Annotated in this window: 21 protein-coding genes; 13 read left to right on the forward strand and 8 right to left on the reverse strand. The window is 72.2% G+C overall.

The window, feature by feature from the left end:
• The first annotated feature begins 222 nt into the window (after positions 1-222).
• Complete coding sequence (locus tag C4T42_RS17840; protein WP_020094001.1) at positions 223-702, forward strand: CAP domain-containing protein; 480 nt, start codon at positions 223-225, stop codon at positions 700-702.
• Between the two features lie 377 nt (positions 703-1,079).
• Positions 1,080-2,855 carry a glucan ABC transporter ATP-binding protein/ permease gene (locus C4T42_RS17845; RefSeq protein WP_020094000.1) on the forward strand — a complete coding sequence of 592 codons (1,776 nt, stop codon included), beginning with the start codon at positions 1,080-1,082 and terminating at the stop codon, positions 2,853-2,855.
• Positions 2,856-2,945: 90 nt separating this feature from the next.
• Here the strand turns inward: C4T42_RS17845 and C4T42_RS17850 are convergent, their stop codons facing one another.
• On the reverse strand, positions 2,946-3,833 hold the full coding sequence (locus tag C4T42_RS17850) for a YihY/virulence factor BrkB family protein (RefSeq protein WP_020093999.1): 888 nt from the start codon (positions 3,831-3,833) through the stop codon (positions 2,946-2,948).
• A gap of 229 nt (positions 3,834-4,062) precedes the next feature.
• Between C4T42_RS17850 and C4T42_RS17855 the strand changes: the two genes are divergently transcribed.
• The 5 genes from C4T42_RS17855 to C4T42_RS17875 all read left to right on the forward strand — a co-directional run bounded on the left by C4T42_RS17855 (position 4,063) and on the right by C4T42_RS17875 (position 11,500).
• A complete protein-coding gene (locus C4T42_RS17855) occupies positions 4,063-4,971 on the forward strand; it encodes a DMT family transporter (RefSeq protein ID WP_020093998.1) in 909 nt (302 codons plus the stop codon).
• Between the two features lie 126 nt (positions 4,972-5,097).
• Positions 5,098-6,648: an FAD-dependent oxidoreductase gene (locus tag C4T42_RS17860; protein WP_103985560.1), complete on the forward strand. Its 1,551-nt coding sequence runs from the start codon at positions 5,098-5,100 to the stop codon at positions 6,646-6,648.
• A 116-nt stretch (positions 6,649-6,764) separates the two neighbouring features.
• Entirely contained in the window at positions 6,765-6,971 is a 207-nt protein-coding gene (locus C4T42_RS17865; RefSeq protein WP_012321270.1) for a hypothetical protein, read from the forward strand.
• Between the two features lie 232 nt (positions 6,972-7,203).
• Positions 7,204-8,886 (forward strand): acyl-CoA dehydrogenase family protein, encoded by a 1,683-nt coding sequence (locus C4T42_RS17870; protein WP_103985561.1) that lies wholly within the window; start codon positions 7,204-7,206, stop codon positions 8,884-8,886.
• 94 nt (positions 8,887-8,980) lie between these two features.
• Positions 8,981-11,500: an EAL domain-containing protein gene (locus C4T42_RS17875; RefSeq protein WP_103985562.1), complete on the forward strand. Its 2,520-nt coding sequence runs from the start codon at positions 8,981-8,983 to the stop codon at positions 11,498-11,500.
• A 21-nt stretch (positions 11,501-11,521) separates the two neighbouring features.
• On the opposite strand, the gene C4T42_RS31990 is transcribed toward C4T42_RS17875, so the two are convergent.
• Both C4T42_RS31990 and C4T42_RS17880 read right to left on the reverse strand, forming a co-directional pair.
• Complete coding sequence (locus tag C4T42_RS31990) at positions 11,522-11,698, reverse strand: hypothetical protein (protein ID WP_165923182.1); 177 nt, start codon at positions 11,696-11,698, stop codon at positions 11,522-11,524.
• Between the two features lie 211 nt (positions 11,699-11,909).
• Positions 11,910-13,175, reverse strand: coding sequence for a glycosyltransferase family 4 protein (locus C4T42_RS17880; protein ID WP_103985563.1), 1,266 nt, complete (start codon positions 13,173-13,175; stop codon positions 11,910-11,912).
• A 124-nt stretch (positions 13,176-13,299) separates the two neighbouring features.
• Here C4T42_RS17880 and C4T42_RS17885 point away from each other — a divergent pair, with 124 nt between their 5' ends.
• The 5 genes from C4T42_RS17885 (at position 13,300) to C4T42_RS17905 (ending at position 20,039) form a co-directional block, all read left to right on the forward strand.
• Positions 13,300-14,571, forward strand: coding sequence for a glycosyltransferase (locus C4T42_RS17885; protein ID WP_103985564.1), 1,272 nt, complete (start codon positions 13,300-13,302; stop codon positions 14,569-14,571).
• A 330-nt stretch (positions 14,572-14,901) separates the two neighbouring features.
• Positions 14,902-15,258, forward strand: a complete 357-nt coding sequence (locus C4T42_RS17890) for a phasin (RefSeq protein WP_026605054.1) — start codon at positions 14,902-14,904, stop codon at positions 15,256-15,258.
• A 227-nt stretch (positions 15,259-15,485) separates the two neighbouring features.
• On the forward strand, positions 15,486-16,037 hold the full coding sequence (locus C4T42_RS17895) for a hypothetical protein (protein WP_020093990.1): 552 nt from the start codon (positions 15,486-15,488) through the stop codon (positions 16,035-16,037).
• A gap of 136 nt (positions 16,038-16,173) precedes the next feature.
• The gene (locus C4T42_RS17900) at positions 16,174-17,433 is read left to right on the forward strand and encodes an N-acetylmuramoyl-L-alanine amidase (protein ID WP_103985565.1); all 1,260 of its coding nucleotides are present in this window, start codon (positions 16,174-16,176) and stop codon (positions 17,431-17,433) included.
• 170 nt (positions 17,434-17,603) lie between these two features.
• Positions 17,604-20,039, forward strand: a complete 2,436-nt coding sequence (locus tag C4T42_RS17905; protein ID WP_103985566.1) for a penicillin-binding protein 1A — start codon at positions 17,604-17,606, stop codon at positions 20,037-20,039.
• A 431-nt stretch (positions 20,040-20,470) separates the two neighbouring features.
• Here the strand turns inward: C4T42_RS17905 and purQ are convergent, their stop codons facing one another.
• The 5 genes from purQ to C4T42_RS17930 all read right to left on the reverse strand — a co-directional run bounded on the left by purQ (position 20,471) and on the right by C4T42_RS17930 (position 23,948).
• Positions 20,471-21,151, reverse strand: coding sequence for a phosphoribosylformylglycinamidine synthase subunit PurQ (gene purQ / locus C4T42_RS17910; protein ID WP_103985567.1), 681 nt, complete (start codon positions 21,149-21,151; stop codon positions 20,471-20,473).
• Complete coding sequence (gene purS, locus C4T42_RS17915) at positions 21,151-21,390, reverse strand: phosphoribosylformylglycinamidine synthase subunit PurS (protein WP_020093986.1); 240 nt, start codon at positions 21,388-21,390, stop codon at positions 21,151-21,153. Before purS ends, purQ begins: the two co-directional genes overlap by 1 nt.
• A 176-nt stretch (positions 21,391-21,566) precedes the next feature.
• Complete coding sequence (locus C4T42_RS17920; RefSeq protein ID WP_103985568.1) at positions 21,567-21,806, reverse strand: hypothetical protein; 240 nt, start codon at positions 21,804-21,806, stop codon at positions 21,567-21,569.
• 104 nt (positions 21,807-21,910) lie between these two features.
• Positions 21,911-22,510, reverse strand: coding sequence for an ActR/PrrA/RegA family redox response regulator transcription factor (locus tag C4T42_RS17925; RefSeq protein WP_012321283.1), 600 nt, complete (start codon positions 22,508-22,510; stop codon positions 21,911-21,913).
• Between the two features lie 46 nt (positions 22,511-22,556).
• A complete protein-coding gene (locus C4T42_RS17930; protein ID WP_020093985.1) occupies positions 22,557-23,948 on the reverse strand; it encodes an ActS/PrrB/RegB family redox-sensitive histidine kinase in 1,392 nt (463 codons plus the stop codon).
• A 282-nt stretch (positions 23,949-24,230) separates the two neighbouring features.
• Here C4T42_RS17930 and phaZ point away from each other — a divergent pair, with 282 nt between their 5' ends.
• A complete protein-coding gene (gene phaZ, locus C4T42_RS17935) occupies positions 24,231-25,508 on the forward strand; it encodes a polyhydroxyalkanoate depolymerase (RefSeq protein WP_020093984.1) in 1,278 nt (425 codons plus the stop codon).
• Positions 25,509-25,906 lie beyond the last annotated feature (398 nt).

The following is a 25,906-nucleotide window of genomic DNA, read 5'->3' on the forward strand; positions in this document are numbered from 1 at the left end:
TGGATCCACCGGGGTCAGGGAACGCGCGGTCGTCATCGGTGTGCAATTTTAGACGGAGGGCCTTTGAGGAAGCCCTAACCGTCCGATGCGCGGCCGAGCGGCAGCCCCTATATGGCGGCTGGGCGGTGGGGCCGTCGCAGGGATGGATGAAACGTGACGAGACGCGATCGTGACGGTCGACATGCGGGGCGCGGGCGCGCCCAAATCAGGACCGGAGCCCGGATGGTCGGTCCGGCCGCGCTGGCGGCGGCGCTTCTCGGCGGCTGCGCCGCCCAGCCGCCGAGCAGCGCCGGGCTGCCGAGCATCTACCTGCCGCTCGCCAGCAACAGCGCGCATATCGACGTCGAGGCGGCCCGCGACATGATCTCGTCCTACCGCCGCAACCGCGGCGCGCCGCCGCTGACGGTCGATCCCGAACTGCAGCGCCTCGCCGAGGCCGAGGCGGCCGCCATGGCGCTCGCCGACCGGCCGAGCCGGGCCCAGACCGTCAAGGCCGCCGTCGAGCGGCTCGGCTACGCGAGCGTCAACGCCAACCTCTCGGCGGGCTACCACACCCTGGCCGAGGCCTTCTCGGGCTGGCGCGAGAGCCCGCCCCACGACGCCACCATGCTGGCGCCCGGGGCGACCCGGATGGGGATCGCCACCGCCTACGCCCCGGGCTCGAAGTACAAGGTCTACTGGGCGCTCCTCACCGCGAAGTAGCGGCACCCCGCCGGTCGGCCGGCATGGAGGGGGCCTCGCCGGCGGGGGGCGAATCGGTCGTCCGGACAGCCAGACGCCGTCGATCATGAACGGCGCGAACGCCGCTTCGACGCCCCCGAGCCGTCGGGCACCGCCCGCGCGTCCCGGGCGCGGCGGATCCGGGCTAAGCTTCGGGAAACTTTGCTGAAGCAACCGTAAAGGCGACTGTTTCGAACCTGTATCGGCCCGTCATCGCCCGTTCAGGCAGGCGCTGGCATACCCGTTTCGTACGAGGGGTTTGACGCGGATCCGGCACGCATGCCGGCCGCGCGGACCTCCTCGGTGAAGGCGTGAGACCCGGGTCACACGGGCCGCGCCAGGGGTGGCGGAGCGGTACGATGGTTCGTCTGTACGGGCGGGTCCTGGGATTTCTGAAGGCGGAGCGGCGGCTGGCGATAGGCCTAGCCGTCACCAACGTGGTCCTGGCGATCGCGGCCTTCGCCGAGCCCCTGCTGATGGGCCGGATCATCGACCAGCTGACCCATCTCAAGCGCGGCGGCGACGCCATGGGCACGATGCTGCCCCTGCTCGCCGCCTGGGTGGCGTTCGGCTTCTTCACCATCGCGGCGGGCGTGTTCATCGCGCTCCACGCCGACCGGCTGGCGCACCGCAACCGCCTGTCGTCGATGGCGAGCTACTTCGAGCACGTCCTCGACCTGCCGCTCGCCTTCCACTCGGCCAACCATTCCGGCCGCGTCCTGAAGGCGATGCTGGAGGGCACGAACGGCATGGCGTGGCTGTGGCTCGGCTTCTTCCGCGATCACCTCGTCGCCCTGGTCTCGCTCGGCGTGCTCCTGCCGATGACCCTGTTCATCAACTGGCAGCTCGGCGCGATCCTGGTGGTGCTGGTGCTGGCCTTCACGGCGCTCACCACCTTCGTGATGCGCCGGACCGAGGCGCTCCAGGGCCAGGTTGAGGAATTCAACTCGGGGCTGGCCGCCCACGCCTCGGACGCCCTCGGCAACGTCGCGGTGATCCAGTCCTTCACCCGCGCCAAGGCCGAGAAGGAGGCGATGCGCGGCATCATCACCAACCTGCTCGCCGCGCAAATCCCGGTCCTGTCCTGGTGGGCGCTCGCCAACGTGGCGACCCGCGCCTCCGCGACCATCACCATGACGGCGATCTTCGTCACCGGCATCTGGCTCTACCAGGCTGGCACCACCACGGTGGGCGAGGTCGTGGCCTTCATGAGCCTCGCCACCGCCTTCGTGGCCCGGCTCGACCACGTGGTCGGCTTCGTCAACGGCCTGTTCCAGCAGGCGCCGAAGATCGCCGAGTTCTTCGAGATCTACGACACCGTCCCGGCGGTGGCCGACCGGCCGCACGCCCGGCAGGTCGCCCGCTTCGAGGGCGCGGTCACCTTCGAGGACGTCGCCTTCTCGTACGACGGAAGGCGCCAGGCGCTCGACGGGGTCTCGTTCACCGCCAAGCCCGGCGAGACGATCGCGCTGGTCGGGACCACCGGCTCGGGCAAGTCGACGACGCTCGGCCTCCTGCACCGCAGCTTCGACCCGGCCTCCGGCGCGATCCGGATCGACGGGATGGACATCCGCGACGTCGGCCTCGCCTCGCTGCGCCACAACATCGGCGTGGTGTTCCAGGAGCCGATGCTGTTCGCCCGCTCGATCCGCGAGAACCTGCAGGTCGGCTGCCCCGACGCCACCGACGCCGAGATGCTCGACGCGCTGGAACGCGCCCAGGCCAGCGCCTTCATGGCGCGCCAGGCCGACGGGCTCGACACGGTGATCGGCGAGCGCGGCCGGTCGCTCTCGGGCGGCGAGCGCCAGCGGCTCTCGATCGCCCGGGCGCTCCTGAAGAACCCGCCGATCCTGATCCTCGACGAGGCGACCTCGGCGCTGGACGCCGCCACCGAGCGCAAGCTCCAGGGCGCCCTGGAGACCGTGATGGAGGGGCGGACCACCTTCGTGATCGCCCACCGCCTCGCGACGATCCGCGACGCCGACCGGATCCTGGTGTTCCACGAGGGCCGGATCGTCGAGGCCGGCACCTTCGACGACCTGGTCGCGCAGGACGGCAGGTTCGCCGAGCTCGCCCGGGCGCAGTTCATGGCGGCCCAGGCGGAGGAAGACGAGGGGCTGGCGCTGGCGGCGTGAGGCGCCGCCGGGCGCACCGCGTCGTCGGGTCCGGGCGCGAACCCCTCTCCCGCGCGGGAGACGGTGGGGTGCGACCGGGACGCTCCGGGATCAGGCGCCCGGTCCCGGGGCGCCCGTCCCGGACCTGCGGCCCTCCATCTCGGCCCGGCGCGCCAGCATCTTCGCCTGCAGGCGGGCGCGGCGGGCGGCGATCACCGTGCCGTTGATCTCGCCGCCGAACAGGAACATGGCGGCGAGCCAGTAGAGGAAGACCAGGAACACCATCGCGGTGGCCAGCCCCCCGTAGGTCGACGCGTAGGCGTTGGAGAATCGGTCGAGGTAGTAGCCGAAGCCGAGGCCGGCGAAGAACCACAGGAGCAGCGTCACCCCGATCCCCGGCAGCACCGACAGGATCGAGCGCCGCCCGGCCGCGACGAACTTGTGGGCGATGACCAGCACGACGGCGAGCAGCAGGGCCGTGACGCCGATCCGCCCGATCGCCACCGTGAGGCTCAGGGGCTCCAGGCCCGGCGCCACCAAGACGACGTTGCGCCAGATCAGCGGCCCCAGCACCACGAGCAGCGCGAAGGCCAGCATCGCGAAGGCGCCGCAGATCACGTAGCCGATCGATTCGAGGCGGGTCAGCCACCAGGGCCGGCTCTCGCGCAGGCCGTAGGCCCGGTTCAACCCGACCCGCAGGCTCTCGACGCCCGAGGAGGAGAAGTACAGGGCGAACAGCGCGCCGAGCGTCAGCACGCCGCTGCGCTGCTCGGTGAGCACCCGGTGCACCTCGCCGACGATCGGCTTGGCGATCTCCCGCGGCCACGCGTCGAAGATCAGCACCCCGGCCTCGTCGGCCAGCGACTGGGTGCCGAACAGGCCGGCGAGCGCCGCCAGCAGGATCAGGAACGGGAACAGCGAGGTCAGGCTCGAGAGGGCGATGTGACTCGCGATCGCCCAGCCGTCATGGGAGACGAAGCGCTGCGCGGCGACGCCCATGACCTGTAATCCGCTGCGGAGGGGTTTCACGGGTGTCCAACGATCCTCGATCGCGCGATCCTCGGGGCGGCCCTCTCCGGGAGAGGTCCGCCGATGAACGGCGCCGGCACCCGCGCGTCAACGCCGTCGGCCCGCTCCGGTCCCGATCGGCGGCCGGTGACGCGTCCGCGCCACGCCGGTGCCGGTCGCGCCCCGTGGGCAAGATCACCGTTGCGCCGGGCGCGCCGGCATGCTCCGTCCGGCGGCCATGCCTACACTCTCCCGCCCGTCGACGCTCGCATCCGGCGCTCTCCCGGCGCTGTTCATCCCGATCTGGGCCACGGGCTTCATCTCGGCCCGGGCGGTCGTGCCGCACGTCGATCCGCTGGCCTTCACCGCAATCCGCTTCACGGCCGTCGCCCTGGTGCTGGCCCTGATCGCCGCGGCCGCCCGGGTGCGCTGGCCGGCGGACCGGGCGGGGTGGCGCGACCCGGTCGTCGCGGGCTTCCTGATGCAGGGCGTCTACCTGTCGGGCGTCTTCTGGGCGGTGAGCCACGGGCTGCCGGCCGGAATCGCGGCGCTCGTCGGCAGCCTCCAGCCGCTGCTCACCGCGCTCCTTGCGCAGCCGCTGCTGGGCGAGCGCGTCAGCGGCCGGCGGGCGCTCGGGATCCTCATGGGCTTCGTCGGCACCGGCCTCGTGCTCGCCCCGAAGCTCGGCGCCACGGACCCGTCCGGGATCCCGCCGGCGGCGCTGGCCGTCAGCCTCCTGGGGGTGCTGGCGCTGACCCTCGGCACGCTCTGGCAGAAGCGCACCGGCGGCCAGGTCGATCTCCTGGCCGGCGCGACCCTCCAGTTCGTCGGCGGCATGGCTTGCGCCATCCCGCTGGCGCTCGCCTTCGGCGGCAGCGCGTTCGATCCGGCGCCCGCCCTGTGGCTCGGCCTCGGCTGGGCGGTCCTGGTCAACTCGGTCGCCGGGATCCTGCTGCTGCTGGTGCTGATCCGGCGGGGCGCGGTGGCGGGCGTCGCCGCCCTGTTCTTCCTCGTGCCGCCGGTCGCGGCCGTCCTCGGCTACCTGCTGTTCGGCGAGGTGCTGACCCCCGTGCAGGGCGCCGGCATGGCGCTCGCCGCCCTCGGCGTGGCGGTGGCGAGCCGCGGCTGAGATGGCCGCGGGCGGTCGCCGCCGAGGCCGCGACCCCTGCGACGGAAGGCGCGGAAACCCTTCGCGCCCTCGCGGTTTGGTGCGCGCGGGCCGGATCGGCCCGGGCCGGCAGCGCGCGAGGCGAGGATGAACCAGGACAAGCCCCGCGAGATCCGCCTCGCCCTCGACGCGATCCCCCTCGGCGGCAAGGCCGAGGGCAAGGCCGGCGACGACGCGGTGCTGTTCGTGCGCGACGCCGACGGGGTGCGCGCCTTCCAGGCGAAGTGCCCGCATCTCGGCGCGCCGCTGGCCAAGGGCGAGATCTGTGGCGGCCGGCTCTACTGCCCCTGGCACAAGGCGGCCTTCGCGGTCGCCGACGGCGGCCTGGAGGAGCCGCCGGCGCTGGAGGCGCTGACCCGCTATCCCGTCCGGATCGAGGGCGGCGAGGCGGTGGCGACGCTGACCCCCGAGCCGGTCCCGGCGCGGCGGGCCGAGGCCCCGGTCGGGACGGTCCTGATCGTCGGCACCGGTGCGGCCGCCGCCGCCTGCGTCACCACGCTCCGGCGCGAGGGCTTCGCGGGGGCGATCACCCTGGTCGGCCGCGAGGGCCACCCGCCCTACGACCGGACCAAGCTGTCCAAGCAGTTCCTGGCCAAGCCCACCCCGGCCGAGAAGACCCTGCTGGAGCCGGATTTCGCCGCCGCCCACCGGGTCGAGCGGGTCGAGGCCGAGGCGACCCGGATCGATCCGGCCGGCCGCAGCGTCGCGCTGGCGGACGGGCGCACACTCACCGGCGACGCGCTGCTGATCGCCACCGGCAGCCGCGCGGTGGTGCCGGACTTCGAGGGAAGGGATCTCGACGGCGTCATGACCCTGCGCAGCCTCGACGACGCGGTGCGCCTCAGCGCCGCGGCGGAACGGGCGACGCGCGTGGTGGTGATCGGCGCAGGCTTCATCGGCCTGGAGGCCGCGGCCTTCCTGACCAAGCGCGGCCTGTCGGTGACGGTCCTGTCCCGGGAGGAGGTCCCCTTCGCCAAGCGCTTCGGCGAGGCCGTGGGCGCGGCGCTGAAGCGCTACCACGCCGGCAACGGCGTGACCTTCGTGACCGGCACGGTCGCGCGGATCGCCGGCACCGGCTCCGTCGATGCCGTCGAGATCGAGGACGGCGCGCGGCTTCCGGCCGACCTCGTGCTGATCGGCGCCGGCGCCGCGCCGGAGACCGGGATCGTCGCCGGGGTGGAGCCGGACGAGTCCGGCGGCCTCCCGGTCGGCGCCGACCTGAAGCTCGCCGACAACGTCTGGGTCGCGGGCGACATCGCGGCCTTCCCGGAGCGCGGCAGCGGCGTCACGGCGCGGATCGAGCACTGGCGGCTGGCGCAGCAGCACGGCACGCACGTCGCCCGGGCGATGCTCGGCGCCACCGGCGCCTTCGCGGGGGCGCCGTTCTTCTGGAGCAACCAGGGCGACAAGCGCCTGGATTACGGCGGCTACGCGCCGGATTTCGAGCGGATCATCCTGCAGGGCGACCCGGCGGCGCTCGACTTCATCGCCTACTACGTCCGCGACAACCGCGCGGTGGCCGCCTGCAGCATCGGCCGCAACCCCGCCTTCACGGCGTTCCTCCACCTGCTGGGCGAGGGCCGCGTGCCCGCCCCCGACCGGATCGAGGCCGGTGCGGATCTCGCCGGGCTGGTGTGACGGCGCGACATCGGCGCCACGTCGGGGCGGCCGGACCAAGGGAACAAGGTCGGGCGGTCCATCTTTCGGTAGACGCCGCCCGCCGTCTCGTGAGCCGGGCCCGCACGGGAGGCCCCATGAACCAGATCATCGTCGTCGCCCTCATCTGCGCCGCCTCCGTCCAGGCCCCGGACTGCTCGCGCGAGACCGCTATCGACGTGGTGACGGGCCCGGCCCACACGCTCCAGGAATGCCTCGTCCAGGGTCCGGTCCTGGCGGCCAATGCCGGCTTCAAGGGCGAGGACGGGTCCTACCTGAAGACCCGGTGCGAGCAGAGGCGCTGAGCCGGGGCCGTCCGGCGAGTAGGTTTCGGTAGGCTGAAGGCACGATCATCAGTGTCCGGAGCGTCGCGCGTCGCCGCGCCGGTCAGGCCTTGACTTCGCAGGGCTGCGCGCCGGCCCGCCAGCCCCGGTATTCAACTTCAGTTCAAGGCGGGACAAACGAAATCTGCTTCGGCTCCGGACCGCGGCAGGTTAAAAGACCCGATCCAAGAAGACGCCACGCGAGCAGAGAACCATGTCCGCATCCCCCGCCATCCAGACCGAGCCGCAGGATCTCGTGGCCCTCACCAAGGCCGCCGGTGAGAGCGCGAAGGCGCTGGCCGCCGAGGCCACGCGCCGGGTCCGCACGCGGATCCTCGGGACGGACGGGCGGATCGACGCGGCCAAGCTCGAGGGCCAGCAGCACGCCGCCCACGGGCTCGCGTGGCTCGCGACCTACGCGGAGGCGGTGAACGAGCTCGGCGGCTACGCCGAGCGCCTGCAAGGGGAGGGCCGGTTCGGCGAGACCGAGGCGCTCCTCGTCCGGATCGGCGCCGGCGAGTATCTCGACCAGCTGTTCTCCGGCATCCCGATGAGCCAGGGCGAGATGGTCCGCGTCACCGGGTCGCTCGGCCTCTCCGCCAAGGAGGTGGCCCCGTACCGCATTGACGCGGTCGAGACTCTGATCGCCGAGGGCAACACCCCCGAGAACCGCGCCGCCCTGGTGGCGCTGATGCGCGACGGCGGCGGCTCGGCGACCGTCGGCGCCTCGGGCCTCGACGAGGACATGGAGGCGATCCGCTCCGAGATGCGCCGCTTCGGCAAGGCCGAGGTGGTCGATCAGGCGCACGAGTGGCACCTGAAGAACGCCTACATCCCGATGGAGATCGTGCAGAAGATGGCCGAACTCGGCGTCTTCGGCCTGACGATCCCCGAGGAGTACGGCGGCATGGGCCTGCCGAAGACCGCCATGTGCGTGGTCTCGGAGGAGCTGTCCCGCGCCTATATCGGCGTCGGCTCGCTGGGCACCCGCTCGGAGATCGCCGCGGAGCTGATCCTGTGCGGCGGCACCGAGGAGCAGAAGCAGCGCTTCCTGCCGAAGATCGCCTCCGGCGACATCCTGCCCACCGCTGTCTTCACCGAGCCGAACACCGGTTCCGACCTCGCGAGCCTGCGCACCCGCGCGGTGAAGGAGGGCGACGTCTGGAAGATCACCGGCAACAAGACCTGGATCACCCACCCGGTCCGCGCCGACATCATGACGGTGCTGGTGCGCACCAAGCCCGAGGAGAAGGGCCACAAGGGCCTCTCCATGCTGATCGCCGAGAAGCCCCGCGGCACGGATGAGGATCCCTTCCCGGTCCAGGGCCTGTCGGGCGGCGAGATCGAGGTGCTCGGCTACCGCGGCATGAAGGAGTACGAGCTCGCCTTCGAGGGCTTCGAGGTGCCGGGCGGCAACCTGCTCGGCGAGGTCGAGGGCAAGGGCTTCGCCCAGCTGATGCAGACCTTCGAGTCGGCCCGCATCCAGACCGCGGCCCGCGCCATCGGCGTCGCCCAGTCGGCCCTCGACGTCGGCCTGCGCTACGCCGAGGAGCGGGTCCAGTTCGGTAAGGCGCTGGTGAACTTCCCGCGGGTGGCCGACAAGCTCGCCATGATGGCGGTGGAGATCAACATCGCCCGCCAGCTCACCTACTTCTCGGCCCGCGAGAAAGACGAGGGCAAGCGCTGCGACCTAGAGGCCGGGATGGCGAAGCTGCTCGGCGCCCGCGTCGCCTGGGCGGCGGCCGACAACGCCCTCCAGATCCACGGCGGCAACGGCTTCGCGCTCGAGTACCCGGTGAGCCGGATCCTGTGCGACGCGCGCATCCTCTCGATCTTCGAGGGCGCTGCGGAGATCCAGGCGCAGGTGATCGCCCGCCGGCTGCTCGAGTCTGCCTGAAATCCTGGCTGGAGCTGGGGAATAGTACGTATCATGGGATTATAAGTCGGCATATGAACCCGGCTTAAACGAAGTCCCTGCTTCCTAGCACCTGGTGAACAACTGGGGCGGCTCGGTGAGCGCGCAGCACGACGACGGACAGACGGGCAAGAACCTCCTCCGGCACTGGCAGGATTGCCGGACGCCGGGGGCGCCGATCCCGTCCTACGAGGCCGTCGTGCTCGGGAGCCTCGGCCGCCTCGCCGACCGGGCCGCCCTGGTGACGACCCGCGACGGGCGGGCCGCCCGGATCCTCTGGGCGGGCCAGGTCTTCGGCGCCTGGCTCGCGCAGGGTGTCGAAGGCGCGGAGGGCGCGTTGTCCGGGATCGTCCCGGCCGAGATCATCCCGACGGAGACCCTCCCAGTCGACGCGCTCCCGATCGAGCTGCGCGAGCCCGTCGACGAGATGGTCGCGGCCGCCCTCACGTCCGGCCAGCCCGCCTACGCCCGGTGCGATCGCCTCGCCGCCGGGGTGGTGACGTCGACCCGCCTCGTCGGCGTGCCCCTGGGCAACCGCTGGGGCGAGCCGTTCGTGCTGGTCGGGTTCGACGGGGCGAGCGTCCGGACCGAGCTGGTCCAGGCGATGTTCACCGCCACCGACCAGGGCATCCTGGCCCTCAGCACGGTCCGGGACGCGGCCAGCCGGCCGGTCGATTTCAAGATCGTCGCCCTCAACCGCGGGGCCGAGCGCCTGCTGGAACGCCCCGCCGCCGCCCTGCAGTGGCAGCGCGTGGGCCAGCTCTTCCCGGGGGCCGTCACCGCGCGGACGATCGCGACGCTCGCCGCCATGGTCGAGCGGGGCGGGCGCGCGGCCTTCGAGCTGAGCCGTCCCCGCTCCGACGGCGGCACGCTCTACCTCAAGGTCGAGGCGGGCTGCGTCGGCGATCTCGTCTCGGTCACGATGACGGATGTCGGCGACATCAAGGCCCGGGAGGCCTCGTTCCGGCTCCTGTTCGAGAACAACCCGGTGCCGATGTGGGTCGTGGCCGACGCGCGCGACCGGTTCCTGGCGGTCAACGACGCGGCCATCGCCCATTACGGCTACAGCCGCGAGCAGTTCCTGGAGCGGGCGCCGGCCGATCTCGCCATGGCCGCCGACGCGGCGCCGGCACCCGGCCTGCCGCCCACCGGCACCCTCCACCGCCGCGCCGACGGTTCCGCGATCGAGGTGTCCCTGTTCCAGCGGGCGATGCCGTTCGAGGGGCGGCAGGCGGTGCTCGAGGCCGCCATCGACATGACCGAGCGGCGCCGGGCCGAGGCCCGCATCGCCCACATGGCCCATCACGACGCGCTCACCGGGCTGCCGAACCGCGTGCTGTTCCGGGACCGCCTCGCCGAGGCGATCGCCCGCCACGCCCGGGACGGCGAGGCGGCGGTGCTGCTCTGCCTCGACCTCGACAAGTTCAAGATCGTCAACGACACGCTGGGCCACCCGGTCGGCGACGCGCTGCTGCGCGAGGCGGCCGAGCGGATCGCCCGCTGCCTGCGCGAGGACGACCTCGTGGCCCGGCTCGGCGGCGACGAGTTCGCCATCCTGGTGCGCGGGCCGGACCTCCCGGCGCTGGCCGACGGGCTGGTCGCGCGGGTGATCGCCGAGCTCGGCCGCCCCTTCCGGCTGGACGGCCAGGATTGCCACATCGGCACCAGCATCGGCGTCGCCTGCCTGCCCCGGGACGGCACCGATCCCGAGACGCTGATGAAGAACGCCGACCTCGCCCTCTACCGGGCGAAGGCCGAGGGCGGCGGCACCTTCCGGTGCTTCGAGCCGGAGATGGATGCCTGGGTGCAGGCGCGGCGGCGGCGCGAGAACGAGCTGCGCGAGGCTTTCGCCCGCGGCCAGTTCTCGCTGGTCTACCAGCCGCTGATGGATGCCCGCGCCGGTCGGATCCTCGCCTTCGAGGCGCTGCTGCGCTGGCACCACCCGGAGCACGGCCCGGTCTCTCCGGCCGAGTTCGTGCCGCTCGCCGAGGAGACCGGCCTGATCGTGCCGATCGGCGCCTGGGTGATGCAGACCGCCTTCGCCGAGGCGGCGACCTGGCCGGAGGCGATCCGGCTCGCCGTGAACCTCTCTCCGATCCAGTTCCGCAACCGCGACCTGGTCGAGACCGTGCGCGGGGCGCTCGCCGCCGCGGGGCTCGACCCGCGGCGCCTCGAGCTGGAGATCACCGAATCGGTCCTGCTCGCCGACAGCGCCGCCAACCTCGCGACGCTGCACGCGCTGCGGGCCATGGGCATCCGGATCGCGATGGACGATTTCGGCACCGGCTATTCCAGCCTCGGCTACCTGCGCAGCTTCCCGTTCGACAAGATCAAGCTCGACCGCTCCTTCGTGAGCCAGGTCGGCGAGAACACCCACTGCACGGCGATCGTGCGCGCGGTGGCGAGCCTGGGCACCAGCCTCGGCATCGCCACCACCGCCGAGGGCGTCGAGACCGCCGAGCAGCTCGCGATGCTCCGCGCCGAGGGCTACGACGAGGTGCAGGGCTTCCTGTTCAGCCGCGCGGTCCCGGGCCCCGAGGCCCGCCGCCTGATCGAGCGCGCGCGGGAGGCGGTCCCGGACGACCGGGCGGCCTGATCCGCCCGGCCCGCGCGGGACCTACTTGGTGACCTTCACCGAGACCGGGTCGCTCGACGGGAAGGTCTCCTCCAGGGCGTCGTCCAGGCGCTCGTTCAGCTTCTCCTGCTTGTTGTCGGGGTTCTTGGCGTCGCCCGGCTTGGCGCTGCCCTGCTGGAAGCCCGGCTTGGTCTCGTTCGGCTTGTGGGTCTCGGCCATGTCGCTCGCTCGTCCGTGACGGAGGCACGCAAGGGTGCCGGTGGGCATCAACGCGAGGGAGGGCGGGTGTTTCCGATCTTTCGGGCCTGATCGGCGCGTGCCGTCATCGCGCGCGCAGCGAAGCGACCCAGGACCGCGCCACGTGCCGAGGCGTCCCGCTGCCCTGGATTGCTCCGCCGCGGTCGCAGGGACGTGCGCAGCGGAATCTCCGTCAGGCGGTCGCCAGCGGCCGCCCGAGCGGGCCGCGGGCCGGCACGCGGGCCGCGGCCTCGCGCAGGACCGTCCCGTAGACGGCCTCGAGACGGTCGAGATGGGTGTCCAGGGTCAGGGGCGCGGCCCAGTAGCGCTCGTGCGCGGCCCGGCCCATCCGGGCGGCGAGGCCGTCGTCGGTCAGGCGGCGCAGGTGCGCGGCGAGGTCGTCCGGGTCGCCCGAGCGGAACCAGAATCCGGTCTCGCCGTCGGCCACGGCCTCGCGGCCCGCGCAGGCGTCGCTCACGATCACCGGCGCGCCGCAGGCCAGCGCCTCGTAGACGGTGAGCGGCTGGCCCTCGTACCAGACGCTCGGGAAGACCAGCGCCCGGGCCCGCCGCATCAGCGCCTGCACGGCCGCGGCGTCGCGCCAGCCGAGCATCACCGCCTCGGGATAGCGCGCGGCGAGGTCGGCCCGTTCGGGGCCGTCGCCCACGAAGGCCGCCCGCACGCCCGCCCGGCGGGCCGCCTCGGCGAAGATCGGCGCGCCCTTCTCGGTGGAGATCCGCCCGACGAACAGGAAGTCGCCCGGCGGCCCGTCGTGGACCGGCGCCGGCGCCACCGCGATGGGGTTGTCGACCCGGTGGAAGGCGGTGCCGCGGGGCAGGAGCGGCCGCACGACGCTCTCCTGCAGGTCGCTGATCGTGATGACGTGGGCGAACAGCTCCGGCAGCCGGGCCACGTGGGCGAGGCCGGCGTGGCGGACCATCCGGGCCACCTTGCGCGGGTAGCTGCGCGCGTCGCAGTTCGCCACGATGCAGGCGGGCGACATCGGGGTGCGGTGGCAGATCCGCTGCGCCGGGTAGGCGTAGAAGCCGCCGGTCGGGCAGACGAGGAAGAACTCGTGCATCGTGTAGAGGCAGGGCAGCCCCGAGGCCCGGAGCGCGGTGCCGATCGACGGCGACAGCGCCTTGGCGAAGGCGTGGACGTGGACCAGCGTGTCGCGGGGATCGCAGGCGGCGAGTTCCGCCGCCAGGGCGCGGCAGGCCGGCCCGTTCCAGATCGCCTGGACCGCGAAGGCGAGCTTGCTGCGCGCCGTGGTGACGTCGTCCTGGTCCAGGCAGACCACCCGGACGCCGGCCGGCTCGAGCCGCGGGTCCACCGGGCCGACCGCGGCGAACAGGCTGACGCGGATCCCCCGGGCGGCGAGCCCCAGGGCGGATTCGATGGCCACCTTGGCCTGGCCGCCGTTGATCGCGGCGTGGTCTGCGACGAGGACGACGTGCACGTCAGGACTTCCGCCGCTGCGATCCGGGACCGACAGCTGTATCCGGCCGCGGTTGATCGCCCGTAAACCGGTCTGCCCCATCCTCCCGGCGCGCGAGAGCGATCGATCCCCGGGAGGGTTCACCGTGCACGTCGTGATCCTGGCCGAGTTCGCGGCCGCCAGCGGCGGCGCCGAGAAGGTCGCGCTCGAATCGGCCCGCGGGCTCGCCGAGGCCGGCCTCGGCGTCACCTACATCCAGGCGATCCCGGGCCCCGTCGACCCGCTCCTCGACCATGCCGGCATCCGCCGGATCGACCTCGGCCTGCCCGACATCTGGTCGCTCGGTGCCGCGCGGGCCGCCGCCGCCGGGATCTGGCACGCGGCCGCCGCACGCCGGCTCGCCGACGCCCTCGCCGGCCTCGCCGCGCCGCCGGACTGCATCCACCTGCACCAGTGGACCCGGACCCTGTCGCCGGCGATCGTCCCGGTCCTGTCGGAGACCGGGGTGCCGCTGGTCGTCACGCTGCACGACTACGCCCTGGCCTGCCCGAACGGCGTCTACTACCGCTTCGACCGGGCCGAGCCCTGCGGGCTCGCGCCCCTGTCGGCCGCCTGCCTGGCGGCGCCCTGCGACCCGCGCAGCCGGGTGCACAAGGCCGTGCGAGTCGCCCGCGCCGCGGCGCTGCGTCAGGTCGTCGGCCGGGCCAGCCGACGCCGCCCGCTCCACGTCGTCCATGTCTGCGATGCCAGCCGCCAGCGGCTCGGCGCCCTCCTGGGCGGCTACGCCCTAGCGCATCACAGGATCGACAATCCCGTCCGGCTCCCGGACGGGCCGGCGGCCGAGCCCGCCCGCGGCGACGCGATCGCCTATGTGGGGCGCCTCACCCGCGAGAAGGGCGCCGACCTCGTGGCCGACGCCGCCCGCGCCGCGGGGCTCCCGGCCCTGTTCATCGGCGCCGGGCCCCTGGAGGCGGAGCTGCGCGCCCGGGACGGCGTCGAGGTGATCGGCTGGCAGCGGCCCGAGGCGGTGTGGGCGACGCTCCGGGCCCGCGCCCGGGCGCTCGCCGCGCCCTCCCGCTGGTACGAGACCGGGCCGCTCACGGTCTACGAGGCGCTGGCGGCCGGCATTCCGGTCGTGGCTTCCGACCGCTCCGGCGCCGCTGAGAAGGTCCGGCACGGCCGGACCGGCTTCGTGGTCGCGCCGGAGATCGCGCCCCTCGCCGAGGCGTTCGCGGCGCTCCGGGACGACGCCCTGGCGGCGGCCCTCGGGGCCGAGGCGCGCCGCCTCTTCCGGGTGGCCCCGATGGGTCTGGCGGCTCACACAGCGGCGCTCCGCGCGCTCTACGCCGGCCTGGCCGAATCGGCGGCCGGTGCGATGCAGCATCCACCCGCGCTCGCCCTGGAGCAACGATCCTGAATCCTCCGGTGTGCTTGGTATACCAGAAGAATTCACGATCCGTTCGCGCCCCTCTGGACAGGGAGATAGTTTTTTGCCAATCGGGTTTCCGCGGGGATCAGCAATCTTAGCCGACTGAGTCAATGGTGTAGCTTGCTCGCAACCTGCTATCTGGCCCTGGCACCGGGTCGATGACTTCGTGACATCATCGGATCGGAACTTTATCGGGCCTCCGGATCCGTGAGTGCGCCCCGAACCTGCACTTGACTTCTTGTTGCGGTGCAACATATAGAGGGGCGTCAACGCGGACGCATGCGGCGTCCCGCTCCAAGGATGATGCTGGAGACATCGATGCAGACCCCGAACTTCGAGATCCCGACCGAGATGCGCGACTTCGCCGACAAGAGCGTCGATCAGGCCCGGACCGCCGTCGGCACCATGATGGCGAACGCCGTGAAGGCCGCCGAGCAGGTCCAGGCCTCGGGCCAGACCTTCCAGTCGACCCTCAGCGCCGCGGTCGCGAAGGGGTTCGATCACGCGCAGGCCAACGCCAACGCGACCTTCGACTTCGCCCAGAAGCTGGTGCGCACGAAGGATCTCCGCGAGGCGTTCGAGCTCCAGTCCGAGTTCGTCCGCAGCCAGTTCGCCGCGCTCCAGGCCCAGGCCAAGGATTACGGCACCCTGGCGCAGAACGCCGCCGCCCGCTGAGGCCGGCCGCCCCGGTCCGCGATCGGGGCACGAAGACCGGGATCCGGCAGGGCCGTCCAGGCCCGCCGGATCCCCCGCTCTGACGCCCGGGCGTCACGGGCCCGGCGCCGACACCGCCGGCGAGCCGGCCGCCGCTCCGTCGAGACGGGCCGACGCCGACAGGAGGAGATCGCGCGATGGGAAAGCCGCGTCGACCGAGGAGCCGTCCCGCCGGGACGCCCCAGCCGTTGCAGGACGCGTCGGCCCCCCCCGAGATCCAGGCCGCAGCCGCCCCGATCGCGGCGGATGAACCCGATCAAGCGCCCGCTCCGGCGCCTGACCAATCGCCTGACCACTTCGCCGAGGCCGTCCGGACCGGCGCCGAGACCGCGCCCGACGGCGCGGTGGACGTCCCGTCCGACCCGGTGGCCACAGCCGCCGCGACGACGTCCGAAGCCGAGTTCGAAGCCCGGTCCGAAGCCGAGTCCGGAACCGGGGCGGTGATCGACATCGCCCCCCGGCCGGTGCCGGGCGCGGGTCCGGGACTCGTCGCGGCCGCGAACCGAATCAGCTTCACCCCCGACCGCCTCGACGTCGTCGAGATCGGCTCGATCATCGCCCGCTACGTGCGCGGCGAGGGCGAGGCGGCCGTCGCGCATCTGCGGGCGCTCTCGGGTGCCCGCTCGCCGGCCGACGTCATCCGCCTGCAGGTCGGCGAGGTCCAGCGGGCCGCCGACGCGTCCCTGACCTGCTGGGTCACGGTGGTCGGGCAGGCGAGCCGGGTCGTCGCGTACCGCTGAGGCGCGGCGCCCGGGCGGCCGGGACTTGTCGCATCCCGGCCACAAGGCCGGCCCGATCGAACCCGCGGCGGCAACGACCCGTTAACCAAGCCGGTCCCATGCCTTAACGGAGGGCACGGGAGACGACACCGGACCGATGCCGAACTGCGCGCGCCTGATCCGTTCCGCATGGCTCCGCCTCGCCGTCGCGCTCCTGCCGGCGCTGACGGGGATGCCGGCTGCCGCGCAGAACGGCGAGAAGCCGGCCGTCGCCATCGGGGCCGACGTCGCGAGCCAGGCCGGCACCACGCGCCTCACCCTGACTCTGTCCCGGGCCGTCGAGGCCCGCGGCTTCGTGATGGAGCGGCCCGACCGGGCGGTGATCGACCTGCCCGAGGTCAACTTCCAGCTCGATTCCGGGACCGGCAGCCGCCGCGACGGCCTCGTGCAGAGCTTCCGCTACGGCCTGTTCGCGCCCGGGCGGTCCCGCATCGTGATCGACCTCACCGCGCCCGCCATCGTCGGGAAGATCGAGACCGCGACGCGGCCGCGTGACGGCGCGGTGCTGCTCACGATCCCGCTGCAGCGCGCCGACCGCGACGCGTTCCGCAAGGCCGCCGCCACCGCCGATCCCGCCCCCGCCCAGGCCCGCGCCGCGGCGCCGGAGCCCGCCGACCAGCGGCCGCTGATCATGGTCGATGCCGGCCACGGCGGCACCGATCCCGGCGCCATCGCGGTGGGCGGCGTGTTCGAGAAGGACATCGTGTTCGGCTTCGCCCAGGCCCTCGTGGCGAAGCTGGAGGCGGGCGGCCGCTACCGGGTCCGCATGACCCGCGACCGCGACGTGTTCGTGCCGCTGGCCGAGCGGGTGCGCCTCGCCCGCGACGCCAGGGCCGACCTGTTCGTGTCGATCCACGCGGACTCGATCTCGGCGGCACCCCAGGTGAGCGGCGCCACGATCTACACCAATTCCGAGAAGGCCACGGACGCCGAATCCGCCAAGCTCGCCGAGCGCGAGAACCGGGCGGATTCCGCCGCGGGCGTCGACGCCGCCGAGGCGCCGCCGGACATCGCCGACATCCTGCAGGAGCTGACCCTGCGCGAGACGCGGGGCTTCTCGTCGGGCTTCGCCCGCACGCTGATGGGCCAGCTCGCCCCCGTGATGAAGATGAGCGCCAAGCCCCACCGCGAGGCGCGCTTCGTGGTGCTGCGCTCCCCCGACGTGCCGAGCGTGCTCGTGGAACTCGGCTATCTCTCCAGCAAGCGCGACCTAGAGATGCTGCAATCGCCGGAGTGGCGGGCCGACGTCACCGGCTCCATGGCCAAGGCGATCGACCAGTTCTTCACCAACCGCGCCACGCTCGGCCGGCCGGCCCCGACGCGCCGCGCGGCCGCCGCCGCCCCAGTTTCACCATAGATAGAGTGTCGATACGGGACGTCCGACGCCCCGTCGCATGGCCGCCGAAACCGGCATTCCGAGGGGGTCTCACGGGACCGTCCGGGGGCCGGCCGCGCAGCGCGCGGGGTGCACGCGCCGGATGAGCCGATTCCGGCATTCGGCCGGGCCAGCGACGAGCGGAACACCGGATGCGTCTGATCCTCCGTTTCTTTGGGATCCTGTTCAGCGCCGCCGCGGTGCTGTTCGTGGTCGGCGCGGCGGTGGGCGGTTACTTCTACTGGAAGTACAGCCAGGACCTGCCCGACCACGCCGCGCTCTCCAATTACGAGCCGCCGGTGATGACCCGCGTCCACGCGGCGGACGGCTCGCTGCTGGCCGAGTACGCCCGCGAGCGCCGGCTGTACCTGCCGATCCAGGCGATGCCGAAGATCGTCGTCGCGGCCTTCCTGTCGGCCGAGGACAAAAACTTCTACAAGCACGGCGGCATCGACCCCGAGGGGATCGTGCGCGCCTTCCTGACCAACGCCAAGTCGGGCAAGCGGCAGGGCGCCTCGACCATCACCCAGCAGGTCGCCAAGAACTTCCTGCTCTCCTCCGAGCAGACCTACGACCGCAAGATCAAGGAGGCGCTGCTGGCGCTCCGCATCGAGGCGGCCTACTCGAAGGACAAGATCCTCGAGCTCTACCTCAACGAGATCTTCCTCGGCACGATCGTGCCCGGCCGCAACCTGCACGGCGTCGCGGCCGCCGCGCTCGACTATTTCGGCAAGTCGGTCCACGAGCTGACCATCAACGAGGCGGCCTACCTCGCCGCCCTGCCGAAGGGGCCGAACAACTACCACCCCTACCGCAAGACCCAGGCGGCCCTCGACCGCCGCAACGAGATCATCCGCCTGATGGCGGAGAACGGCTACATCACCCGGGAGGAGGCGGAGTCCGCCAAGAAGATGCCGCTCGGCGTCAACCCGCGCGTCGCCTTCCCGAACGCCGCCAACGCCAACTACTTCACCGAGGAGGTCCGCCGCGAGATCTCCGAGCGCTACGGCGAGAAGAAGCTCTACGAGGGCGGCCTCTCAGTGCGCACGACCCTCGACCCGAAGATGCAGGCCTGGGCCCGCAAGGCGCTGGTCGACGGCCTCGTGCGCTACGACCAGGCCCATGGCTGGCGCGGTCCGGTCACCAAGGTCGACCTGACCGGGCGCGACTGGGGCATGGCGGCGGCCGAGGTTCCGGCGCTCGGCGACGTGGCGCCCTGGCGGCTCGCCGTGGTGCTGGGCAACGGCGGCGGCGGCGTGCAGATCGGCCTGCAGCCCCGGCGCGAGGCCTCCGGCCAGGTCGGCAAGGACCGCGAGACCGGCGTGATCACCCCCGAGGGCATGCGCTGGGCCGGCCGCGCCAACCTCCAGGCCGGCGACATGGTCTACGTCGAGGCGATGGACGGCGGCCGCGGGCAGTTCCGCCTGCGCCAGAAGCCCGAGGTCTCCGGCGCCATCGTGGCCATGGACCCGAATACGGGCCGCGTGCACGCGATGGTCGGCGGCTTCTCGTACGACGAATCCGAGTTCAACCGCGCCACCCAGGCGATGCGCCAGCCCGGCTCCTCGTTCAAGCCGATCGTCTACTCGGCGGCGCTGGACAACGGCTACACCCCCGCCTCGATTATCCAGGATACCCCGATCACCATCGAGGCCGGCCCCGGCCAGGAGGCCTGGACGCCCTCGAACTACGACGGCAAGTCGGGCGGCCCGCACACCCTGCGCTACGGCATCGAGCACTCGAAGAACCTGATGACGGTCCGGCTCGCCAAGGATGTCGGCATGCCGCTCATCGCCGAGTACGCCCGCCGCTTCGGCGTCTACGACGACATGCTGCCGGTGCTGCCCATGTCGCTCGGCGCGGGCGAGACCACGGTCATGCGCATGGTCACCGCCTACTCGATGCTGGCCAACGGCGGCCGGCGCATCCGGCCGACCTTGATCGACCGGATCCAGGACCGCATCGGCGAGACGATCTACCGGCACGACAACCGCAAGTGCATCGGCTGCGACGCCGAGAAGTGGTCGGGCCAGGACGAGCCGAAGCTGGTGGACGATTCCGAGCAGGTGCTCGACCCGCTGACCGCCTACCAGATGGTCTCGATCATGGAGGGCGTGGTCCAGCGCGGCACCGCCACGATCCTGAAGCAGATCGGCAAGCCGCTCGCCGGCAAGACCGGCACGACGAACGACGCCAAGGACGCGTGGTTCGTGGGCTTCTCGCCGGACCTGGCGGTCGGCATCTATATCGGCTTCGACAAGCCCCGCTCGCTCGGCGACCGCGCCACCGGCGGCGGCCTGGCGGCGCCGATCGCCCTGGAGTTCCTGAAGACGGCCCTCAAGGACAAGCCGCCGACGCCGTTCCGCGTGCCCCCGGGCATCAAGCTGATCCGCATCAACCTCGCGAGCGGCACCCGCGCCGGCTCGGGGGAGGGCGCCGGGACGATCCTGGAGGCGTTCAAGCCCGGCACCGCGCCGCCGGATTCCTACTCGGCACCATCCTCCGGCGGCGGTGGCGGCCAGGCGGCCGCCCCGGCGGCGGTCGCGCCCGATCCCGACCGGGCCGCTCAGGCCGGCGGATTGTACTGAGGCGGCTCGCCCCGCCCAGCCGCTGTCAGCCGAGATCGCTCTCAGCCCAGGTCGGGTCCGCCCGGCCTGGGCTTTCGCGTTACGGATCCGGGGCGACGGTGCGACGGACGGGTCATCGCCGGGGCGAGAGGCCCGCGATCGCGACCGGCGCCGTCCGGGATCGCGCAGCTTTGCCCGAAGAGCCGGAAGGTGCGGCGGCCAAGTCCGCGCGGGCCGTTCTCGGGCGAGACCCGCCCCTCGGCACCGACCCGCGTCGCGCTCCGCAGGCGCACAGAAAAAAGCCGCCCCGGAGGGAGCGGCTCGAGGAGTCATCAGGGAGGCATCAAAACAGAGCGGACAAACATGTCCAACTCGACATCCAGATCACTGGATGCCTGTTTATGCCTCGAAAACCTTAATGCGGAGTTAAGGTGCGTTCTCGCCCGTCGATCTCAGGCTGCCAGACTGTCGAAAAGCCCGCGCCCGTCGGTCCCGCCGACCAGATCCTCGACGAAGTTCTCCGGGTGCGGCATCATCCCGAGGACGTTCCCGGTCTCCGACAGGACGCCCGCGATGGCGTTGAGGGAGCCGTTGCGGTTCGCCTCGACGGTGATCGCCCCGGTCGCGTCGCAGTAGCGGAAGGCGACCCGGCCGTCGCCCTCGATCCGCGCCAGCGTCTCGGGATCGGCGAAGTAGTTGCCTTCGCCGTGGGCGACGCAGACGTCGATCACCTGACCCTGAGTGTAGGCGCTGGTAAAGCGGGTGTCGGTGCGCTCCACCCGGAGCGTCTGCCGGTGGCAGATGAAGCGCCGGTCGATGTTGCGCATCAGCACGCCGGGCAGCAGGCCCGATTCGCACAGGATCTGGAAGCCGTTGCAGATACCGAGCACGAGACCGCCGCGGGCCGCGTGGGCCCGGACCGCGTCCATGGCCGCGGCCCGGCCGGCGATGGCGCCGCAGCGCAGGTAGTCGCCGTACGAGAAGCCGCCGGGCAGGACGGCGAGGTCGGTGCCGGCGGGGAGCGCGTGGTCCGCGTGCCAGACGAGGCTCACCTGCGCGCCGGAGCGCCGCAGGGCCCGGACGACGTCCGACTCGCGGTTGGAACCCGGGAAGACGACGACCGCGGCGTGCATCAGAGGATCTCGATCGCGTAGTTCTCGACGACGGTGTTGGCCAAGAGCTTCTCGCAGGCCGTGCGCAGCGTCGCCTCGGCGGCGGCGCCGTCGGCTGCCGACACCTCAATGTCGAAGACCTTGCCCTGACGGACGCCGTCGACGCCCTCGATGCCGAGGGACCTGAGGGCGGCCTCGATCGCCTTGCCCTGCGGGTCCAGCACACCGGTCTTCAGGGTGACGATGATACGGGCTTTCATGGATCTACGGGTCTCACGCGTGTCAGGACGGGGGTGTGACCTGCGACAACGTCACACAGACCGTCGCCGGTCGCTTCTAACAGGAAGGCCGGCGCACTGTCGAACACGCCGCACGCATAGGGATCATTCCGCTGCTGGATGCAACTTGAACGGAAAAGTCGCCCGTGCGCGCTCGTTCAGCGATGCGCCGCCGGAGCCGGGCCCCGCAGGGGCTCGATGCTGGTCGCCCGGCGCCAGAGCTGGAGCATGATCCAGGCCGCGAACAGGCTGAACAGCCCCATCAGGATGTGCCCGACCCGGTCGCCGAGATCGAAGATGCCCGCGATGGCCCAGCCCGCCGCGATGGCCACGGCGAACACCTCGGTGCCGACGAGGACCATCATGCTGATGATGGTGATGGCGTTGCGCCCGTTCACGAGATCCGCCCTCGAAAGAATTCGGGTCCCGGACGAACCGTCCGGGACCCGCGCAGCTAGCCCACAGAGGCGGGACGATGCAACCGATTGGCCCGGGCGACCGCCTAGCGCGGCGCGCGCTTGGCCAGGATCCGCTGCAGGGTCCGCCGGTGCATGTTGAGGCGCCGGGCGGTCTCGCTGACGTTGCGGCTGCACAGCTCGTAGACGCGCTGGATGTGCTCCCAGCGGACCCGGTCCGCCGACATCGGGTTCTCGGGCGGGTCGGCCCGCTCGCCCGGCTGCGCCATCAGCGTGCCGTGGATCTCGTCGGCGTCGGCGGGCTTGGCGAGGTAGTCGAAGGCGCCGAGCTTCACCGCGGTGACCGCGGTGGCGATATTGCCGTAGCCGGTGAGGATCACGCCGCGGGCCTCGGGCCGGCGCTCCTTGAGGCGGGCGATCACGTCGAGGCCGTTGCCGTCGCCGAGGCGCATGTCGATCACCGCGAAGGCGGGCGCGCGCGCCTCGACGGCGGAGACGCCGTCCGCGACGCTGTCGGCCACCTGCACGTGGTAGCCACGGCTCTCCATGGCGCGCGCGAGGCGGGTCTGGAAGGGCTTGTCGTCGTCGACGATCAGCAGGCTGCGGTCGGAGAAGGCGGCCAGCGGATCGGCATCGTTGATCACGGCGGGGTCGGTCGCCGCCGAGGTCCCGGGCTGCGTGAGCATCCGGTACTCCTTTCGGGTTTTCGTCGTCGGGTTCTTGGTCTGTCCATCATATAGGTACGGCATCGCCCGGTGGCAGGGGGGCGCGGATACTGAGTTCCGGAGAATGTCGCGGCGCGGCGCCGCGCTCGAAGATGTGCCGGGCCCAGGAGACGCGCACGATCGCCCCGTGGGCGTCCGGCGCCGCGACGTTCATCAGGGCGAGCTGCGCTCCCGAGCGCTCGATCAGGGTCTTGGCGATGAACAGCCCGAGGCCGAGGCCGGCCCCCACGGTGCCGCCGGATTGCGGCCGGTCGTGGCTGCGGGTGGTCACGTAGGGCTCGCCCGCCCGCAGCAGCACCTCGCTGGAGAAGCCCGGGCCGTCGTCGCGGATCTCGATCCAGACCCGGTCGGGCGTCCAGCGCCCCTCGACGGTGACGCCGGCCTCGGCGAAGTCGACGGCGTTGTCGAGGATGTTGGCGAGCCCGAACATGACGCCCGGGTTGCGCCGGCAGGCCGGCTCCGGCCCCTCGCCGGCGCTGGTGACGGCGAGGGCAGCGCCGAGTGCCCGCTGCGGCGCCACCAGCTCCTCCACGAGGTGGCTGAACGTCACCGTCTCCAGGAAGCCGGCCCCGGCCCCGTCCCCGTCGAGGGAGGTCAGCTTGCCGAGGATGCCGCGGCAGCGGTCGACCTGCTCGCGCAGCAGGTTGAGATCCTCCGCCACCGCCGGCGAGGCGGTGGGGCCGAGCTGGCGGATCAGCTCCTTGGTCACCACCATGATCGTGCCCAGCGGCGTGCCCAATTCGTGGGCAGCCGCGGCCGCGAGCCCGTCGAGCTGCGACAGGTGCTGCTCGCGGGCGAGCACCAGCTCGGTGGCGGCGAGCGCCTGGGCGAGGAGCCGGGTCTCCTCGGCGACCCGCCACGCGTAGACGCCCGTGAAGGCGGTGCCGAGCAGGATCGCGGTCCAGACGCCGGAGACGTACAGGAACGGCAGCTCGATCCGCCCGTCCGCGAACCAGGGCAGGGGCCGGTGCACCAGGGCGAGCAGCGTCGCGAGACCCACCGCCAGGAGGCCCAGCGCCAGGGTCCGCTCGGGGGGCAGGGCGGTGGCGGAGATCAGCACCGGGGCGAGGAACAGCAGCGAGAACGGGTTCTGGAGCCCGCCCGTGAGGAACAGCAGGGCCGCGAGCTGCACGATGTCGAAGGCGAGGAGCAGGGCCGCGGAATCGTCGCTGAGCCGGTAGCTCGCCGGGAAGCGGATCCGCAGGGCGAGGTTCAGCCAGGACGAGGTGGCGATCACCAGGAAGCACCAGCCGAACGGCAGCGGCAGGCCGAGGCCGAACTGCGCCCCGACGACCGCCGCGCTCTGGCCCGTGATGGCGAGCCAGCGCAGGCGGACGAAGGTGTCGAGCCGCAGGTGTCGCGCGTCGCGACCGAGGCCGCTGAGATCGGTATCGGGCATGGGCTGTAACGGGCTGTATCGGTGCGTCGCCGGACGGACCCGCCGGCGCGGCGTCCCGTGGACTCCCTTCGCATGACGCGGCGATGGGAATCCCGGCTCACCGCCCCGGACACGTCGTCGCTGGCGGACGATCGCCCGCGGACGTGGTCACAGGCAAGTCGCCGCAGCTCCGGGATGTTCCGCCCGCGTTCAGGGTGGAGCATTATCCTACCGACTCGGGTTGCAGGGGGTATGGGCCGCGCGGCTCGATGCCCGCGGCCGGAGCGAGACCGCGAGGTGACGATGCTGCTGGCCTATTCCCTGTACGAGGGCGCGCGCGCCCTGATGGCACCCGCCCGCGTCGCCGCCGACCTCACCCGCTACGGGCTGCAGATGCCGGGCAATCCCCTGGCCTACGGACCCTACGCCCGCGCGGTCAGCGCCGGCTGCGAGATGTTCGAGCGCGTCACCCGCCAGTACGGCAAGCCCGCCTTCGGCTTCACCGAGACGGTGGTGGACGGCGCGGCGGTCCCGGTCACCGAGCGGGTGGTCTGGGAGCGGCCGTTCTGCCGCCTGATCGCCTTCGACCGCGCGTTCCCGGCGGCCCCCGCGGAGCCGCAGCCCAAGCTGCTGATCGTCGCGCCGATGTCGGGGCACTACGCCACGCTGCTGCGCGGCACCGTCGAGGCGATGCTGCCGAACCACCGGGTGTTCATCACCGACTGGACCGACGCCCGGATGGTGCCGCTCTTCGCGGGCCAGTTCGATCTCGACGACTACATCGACTACCTGCAGGAGATGTTCGCGGTCCTCGGGCCGGACCTGCACGTCATGGCGGTGTGCCAGCCGGCGGTGCCGGTCTTCGCCGCGGTGGCGCTGATGGAGGCGGCCGACGAGCCGGCGGTGCCGACCTCCATGACCTTGATGGGCGGCCCGATCGACACCCGCCGCTCGCCCACCGCGGTGAACTGCCTCGCGCAGGAGCGTGGCCAGAAGTGGTTCGAGCAGAACACGATCAGCCTCGTGCCGCCGATCTACCCGGGCGCCTGGCGCCGGGTCTATCCGGGCTTCCTGCAGCTGTCGGGCTTCATGGCGATGAACCTCGACCGCCACGTCACCGCCCATTCGGACATGTTCGACCATCTGGTGACGGGCGACGGCGACTCGGCCGAGAAGCACCGCGAGTTCTACGACGAGTACCTCGCCGTGATGGACCTGACGGCCGAGTACTACCTCCAGACCGTGCAGACCGTGTTCGTCGACCACGCCCTGCCGACGGGACAGATGACGCACCGCGGCACGCCGGTCGATCTCGGCGCCATCCGCCGCTGCGCGATCCTGGCGGTCGAGGGCGAGAACGACGACATCTCCGGCGTCGGCCAGACCAAGGCGGCCCTCGACCTGACGCCGAACCTTCCGGAAGCGCGCAAGGCCTACCACCTCCAGGCCGGCGTCGGCCATTACGGGGTGTTCAACGGCTCGCGCTACCGGTCGGTGATCGCCCCCCGCATCGCGGCCTTCATCCGCGCCATGCAGGCGGTTCCGGGCGCGCGGGGCGGCCACCTGCGGCAGGTGGGCTGAGGCGTCCATTCCGGTGCCCGCCGCCCCGGCTGGCCCTCCTCCGCGGGGGGGGGCGCGGACTCACACAGCGCAGACCGAAGGGCGAGGGGATCTCCGGCCTCGCGCTCGATCCCGAGCTGCGAAACGCTGTGCGATCCCGTTTCCGATCGATGATGTCGGCACAGCCGTCATCGCTGCGCTCGCGATGACGGTGCGGGACATGTCGACCGAGACGCCGCGCGCTCCGCGTTCCTGAATACATAACGCAGTCACGGCCGGGCTGGCGCGGGCCTTGCGAGACGCGGCCCGTGAGTTCGAGCCGCACCGACACAGCCCCTCTCCATGCCGCCGTCGCCCCGAGGCCGGCGGCGGTGCGGACGCGCGCCCGGACGTCGTTGTCACCACGGGCCATTGCGCCC

Source organism: Methylobacterium sp. 190mf, assembly GCF_900107945.1.
GTDB lineage: Bacteria > Pseudomonadota > Alphaproteobacteria > Rhizobiales > Beijerinckiaceae > Methylobacterium.

Excerpts from the sequence above, each read along its gene's own strand:
- C4T42_RS17855 (WP_020093998.1), top strand. The coding sequence starts at position 4,063 with ATGCTCCGTCCGGCGGCCATGCCTACACTCTCCCGCCCGTCGACGCTC.
- C4T42_RS17865 (WP_012321270.1), top strand. The coding sequence starts at position 6,765 with ATGAACCAGATCATCGTCGTCGCCCTCATCTGCGCCGCCTCCGTCCAG.
- C4T42_RS17840 (WP_020094001.1), top strand. The coding sequence starts at position 223 with ATGGTCGGTCCGGCCGCGCTGGCGGCGGCGCTTCTCGGCGGCTGCGCC.
- C4T42_RS17930 (WP_020093985.1), bottom strand. The coding sequence starts at position 23,948 with ATGCCCGATACCGATCTCAGCGGCCTCGGTCGCGACGCGCGACACCTG.
- C4T42_RS17850 (WP_020093999.1), bottom strand. The coding sequence starts at position 3,833 with ATGGGCGTCGCCGCGCAGCGCTTCGTCTCCCATGACGGCTGGGCGATC.
- phaZ (WP_020093984.1), top strand. The coding sequence starts at position 24,231 with ATGCTGCTGGCCTATTCCCTGTACGAGGGCGCGCGCGCCCTGATGGCA.
- C4T42_RS17890 (WP_026605054.1), top strand. The coding sequence starts at position 14,902 with ATGCAGACCCCGAACTTCGAGATCCCGACCGAGATGCGCGACTTCGCC.
- purS (WP_020093986.1), bottom strand. The coding sequence starts at position 21,390 with ATGAAAGCCCGTATCATCGTCACCCTGAAGACCGGTGTGCTGGACCCG.
- C4T42_RS17845 (WP_020094000.1), top strand. The coding sequence starts at position 1,080 with ATGGTTCGTCTGTACGGGCGGGTCCTGGGATTTCTGAAGGCGGAGCGG.
- C4T42_RS17860 (WP_103985560.1), top strand. The coding sequence starts at position 5,098 with ATGAACCAGGACAAGCCCCGCGAGATCCGCCTCGCCCTCGACGCGATC.
- C4T42_RS17925 (WP_012321283.1), bottom strand. The coding sequence starts at position 22,510 with ATGCTCACGCAGCCCGGGACCTCGGCGGCGACCGACCCCGCCGTGATC.
- C4T42_RS17905 (WP_103985566.1), top strand. The coding sequence starts at position 17,604 with ATGCGTCTGATCCTCCGTTTCTTTGGGATCCTGTTCAGCGCCGCCGCG.
- purQ (WP_103985567.1), bottom strand. The coding sequence starts at position 21,151 with ATGCACGCCGCGGTCGTCGTCTTCCCGGGTTCCAACCGCGAGTCGGAC.
- C4T42_RS17900 (WP_103985565.1), top strand. The coding sequence starts at position 16,174 with ATGCCGAACTGCGCGCGCCTGATCCGTTCCGCATGGCTCCGCCTCGCC.
- C4T42_RS17870 (WP_103985561.1), top strand. The coding sequence starts at position 7,204 with ATGTCCGCATCCCCCGCCATCCAGACCGAGCCGCAGGATCTCGTGGCC.
- C4T42_RS31990 (WP_165923182.1), bottom strand. The coding sequence starts at position 11,698 with ATGGCCGAGACCCACAAGCCGAACGAGACCAAGCCGGGCTTCCAGCAG.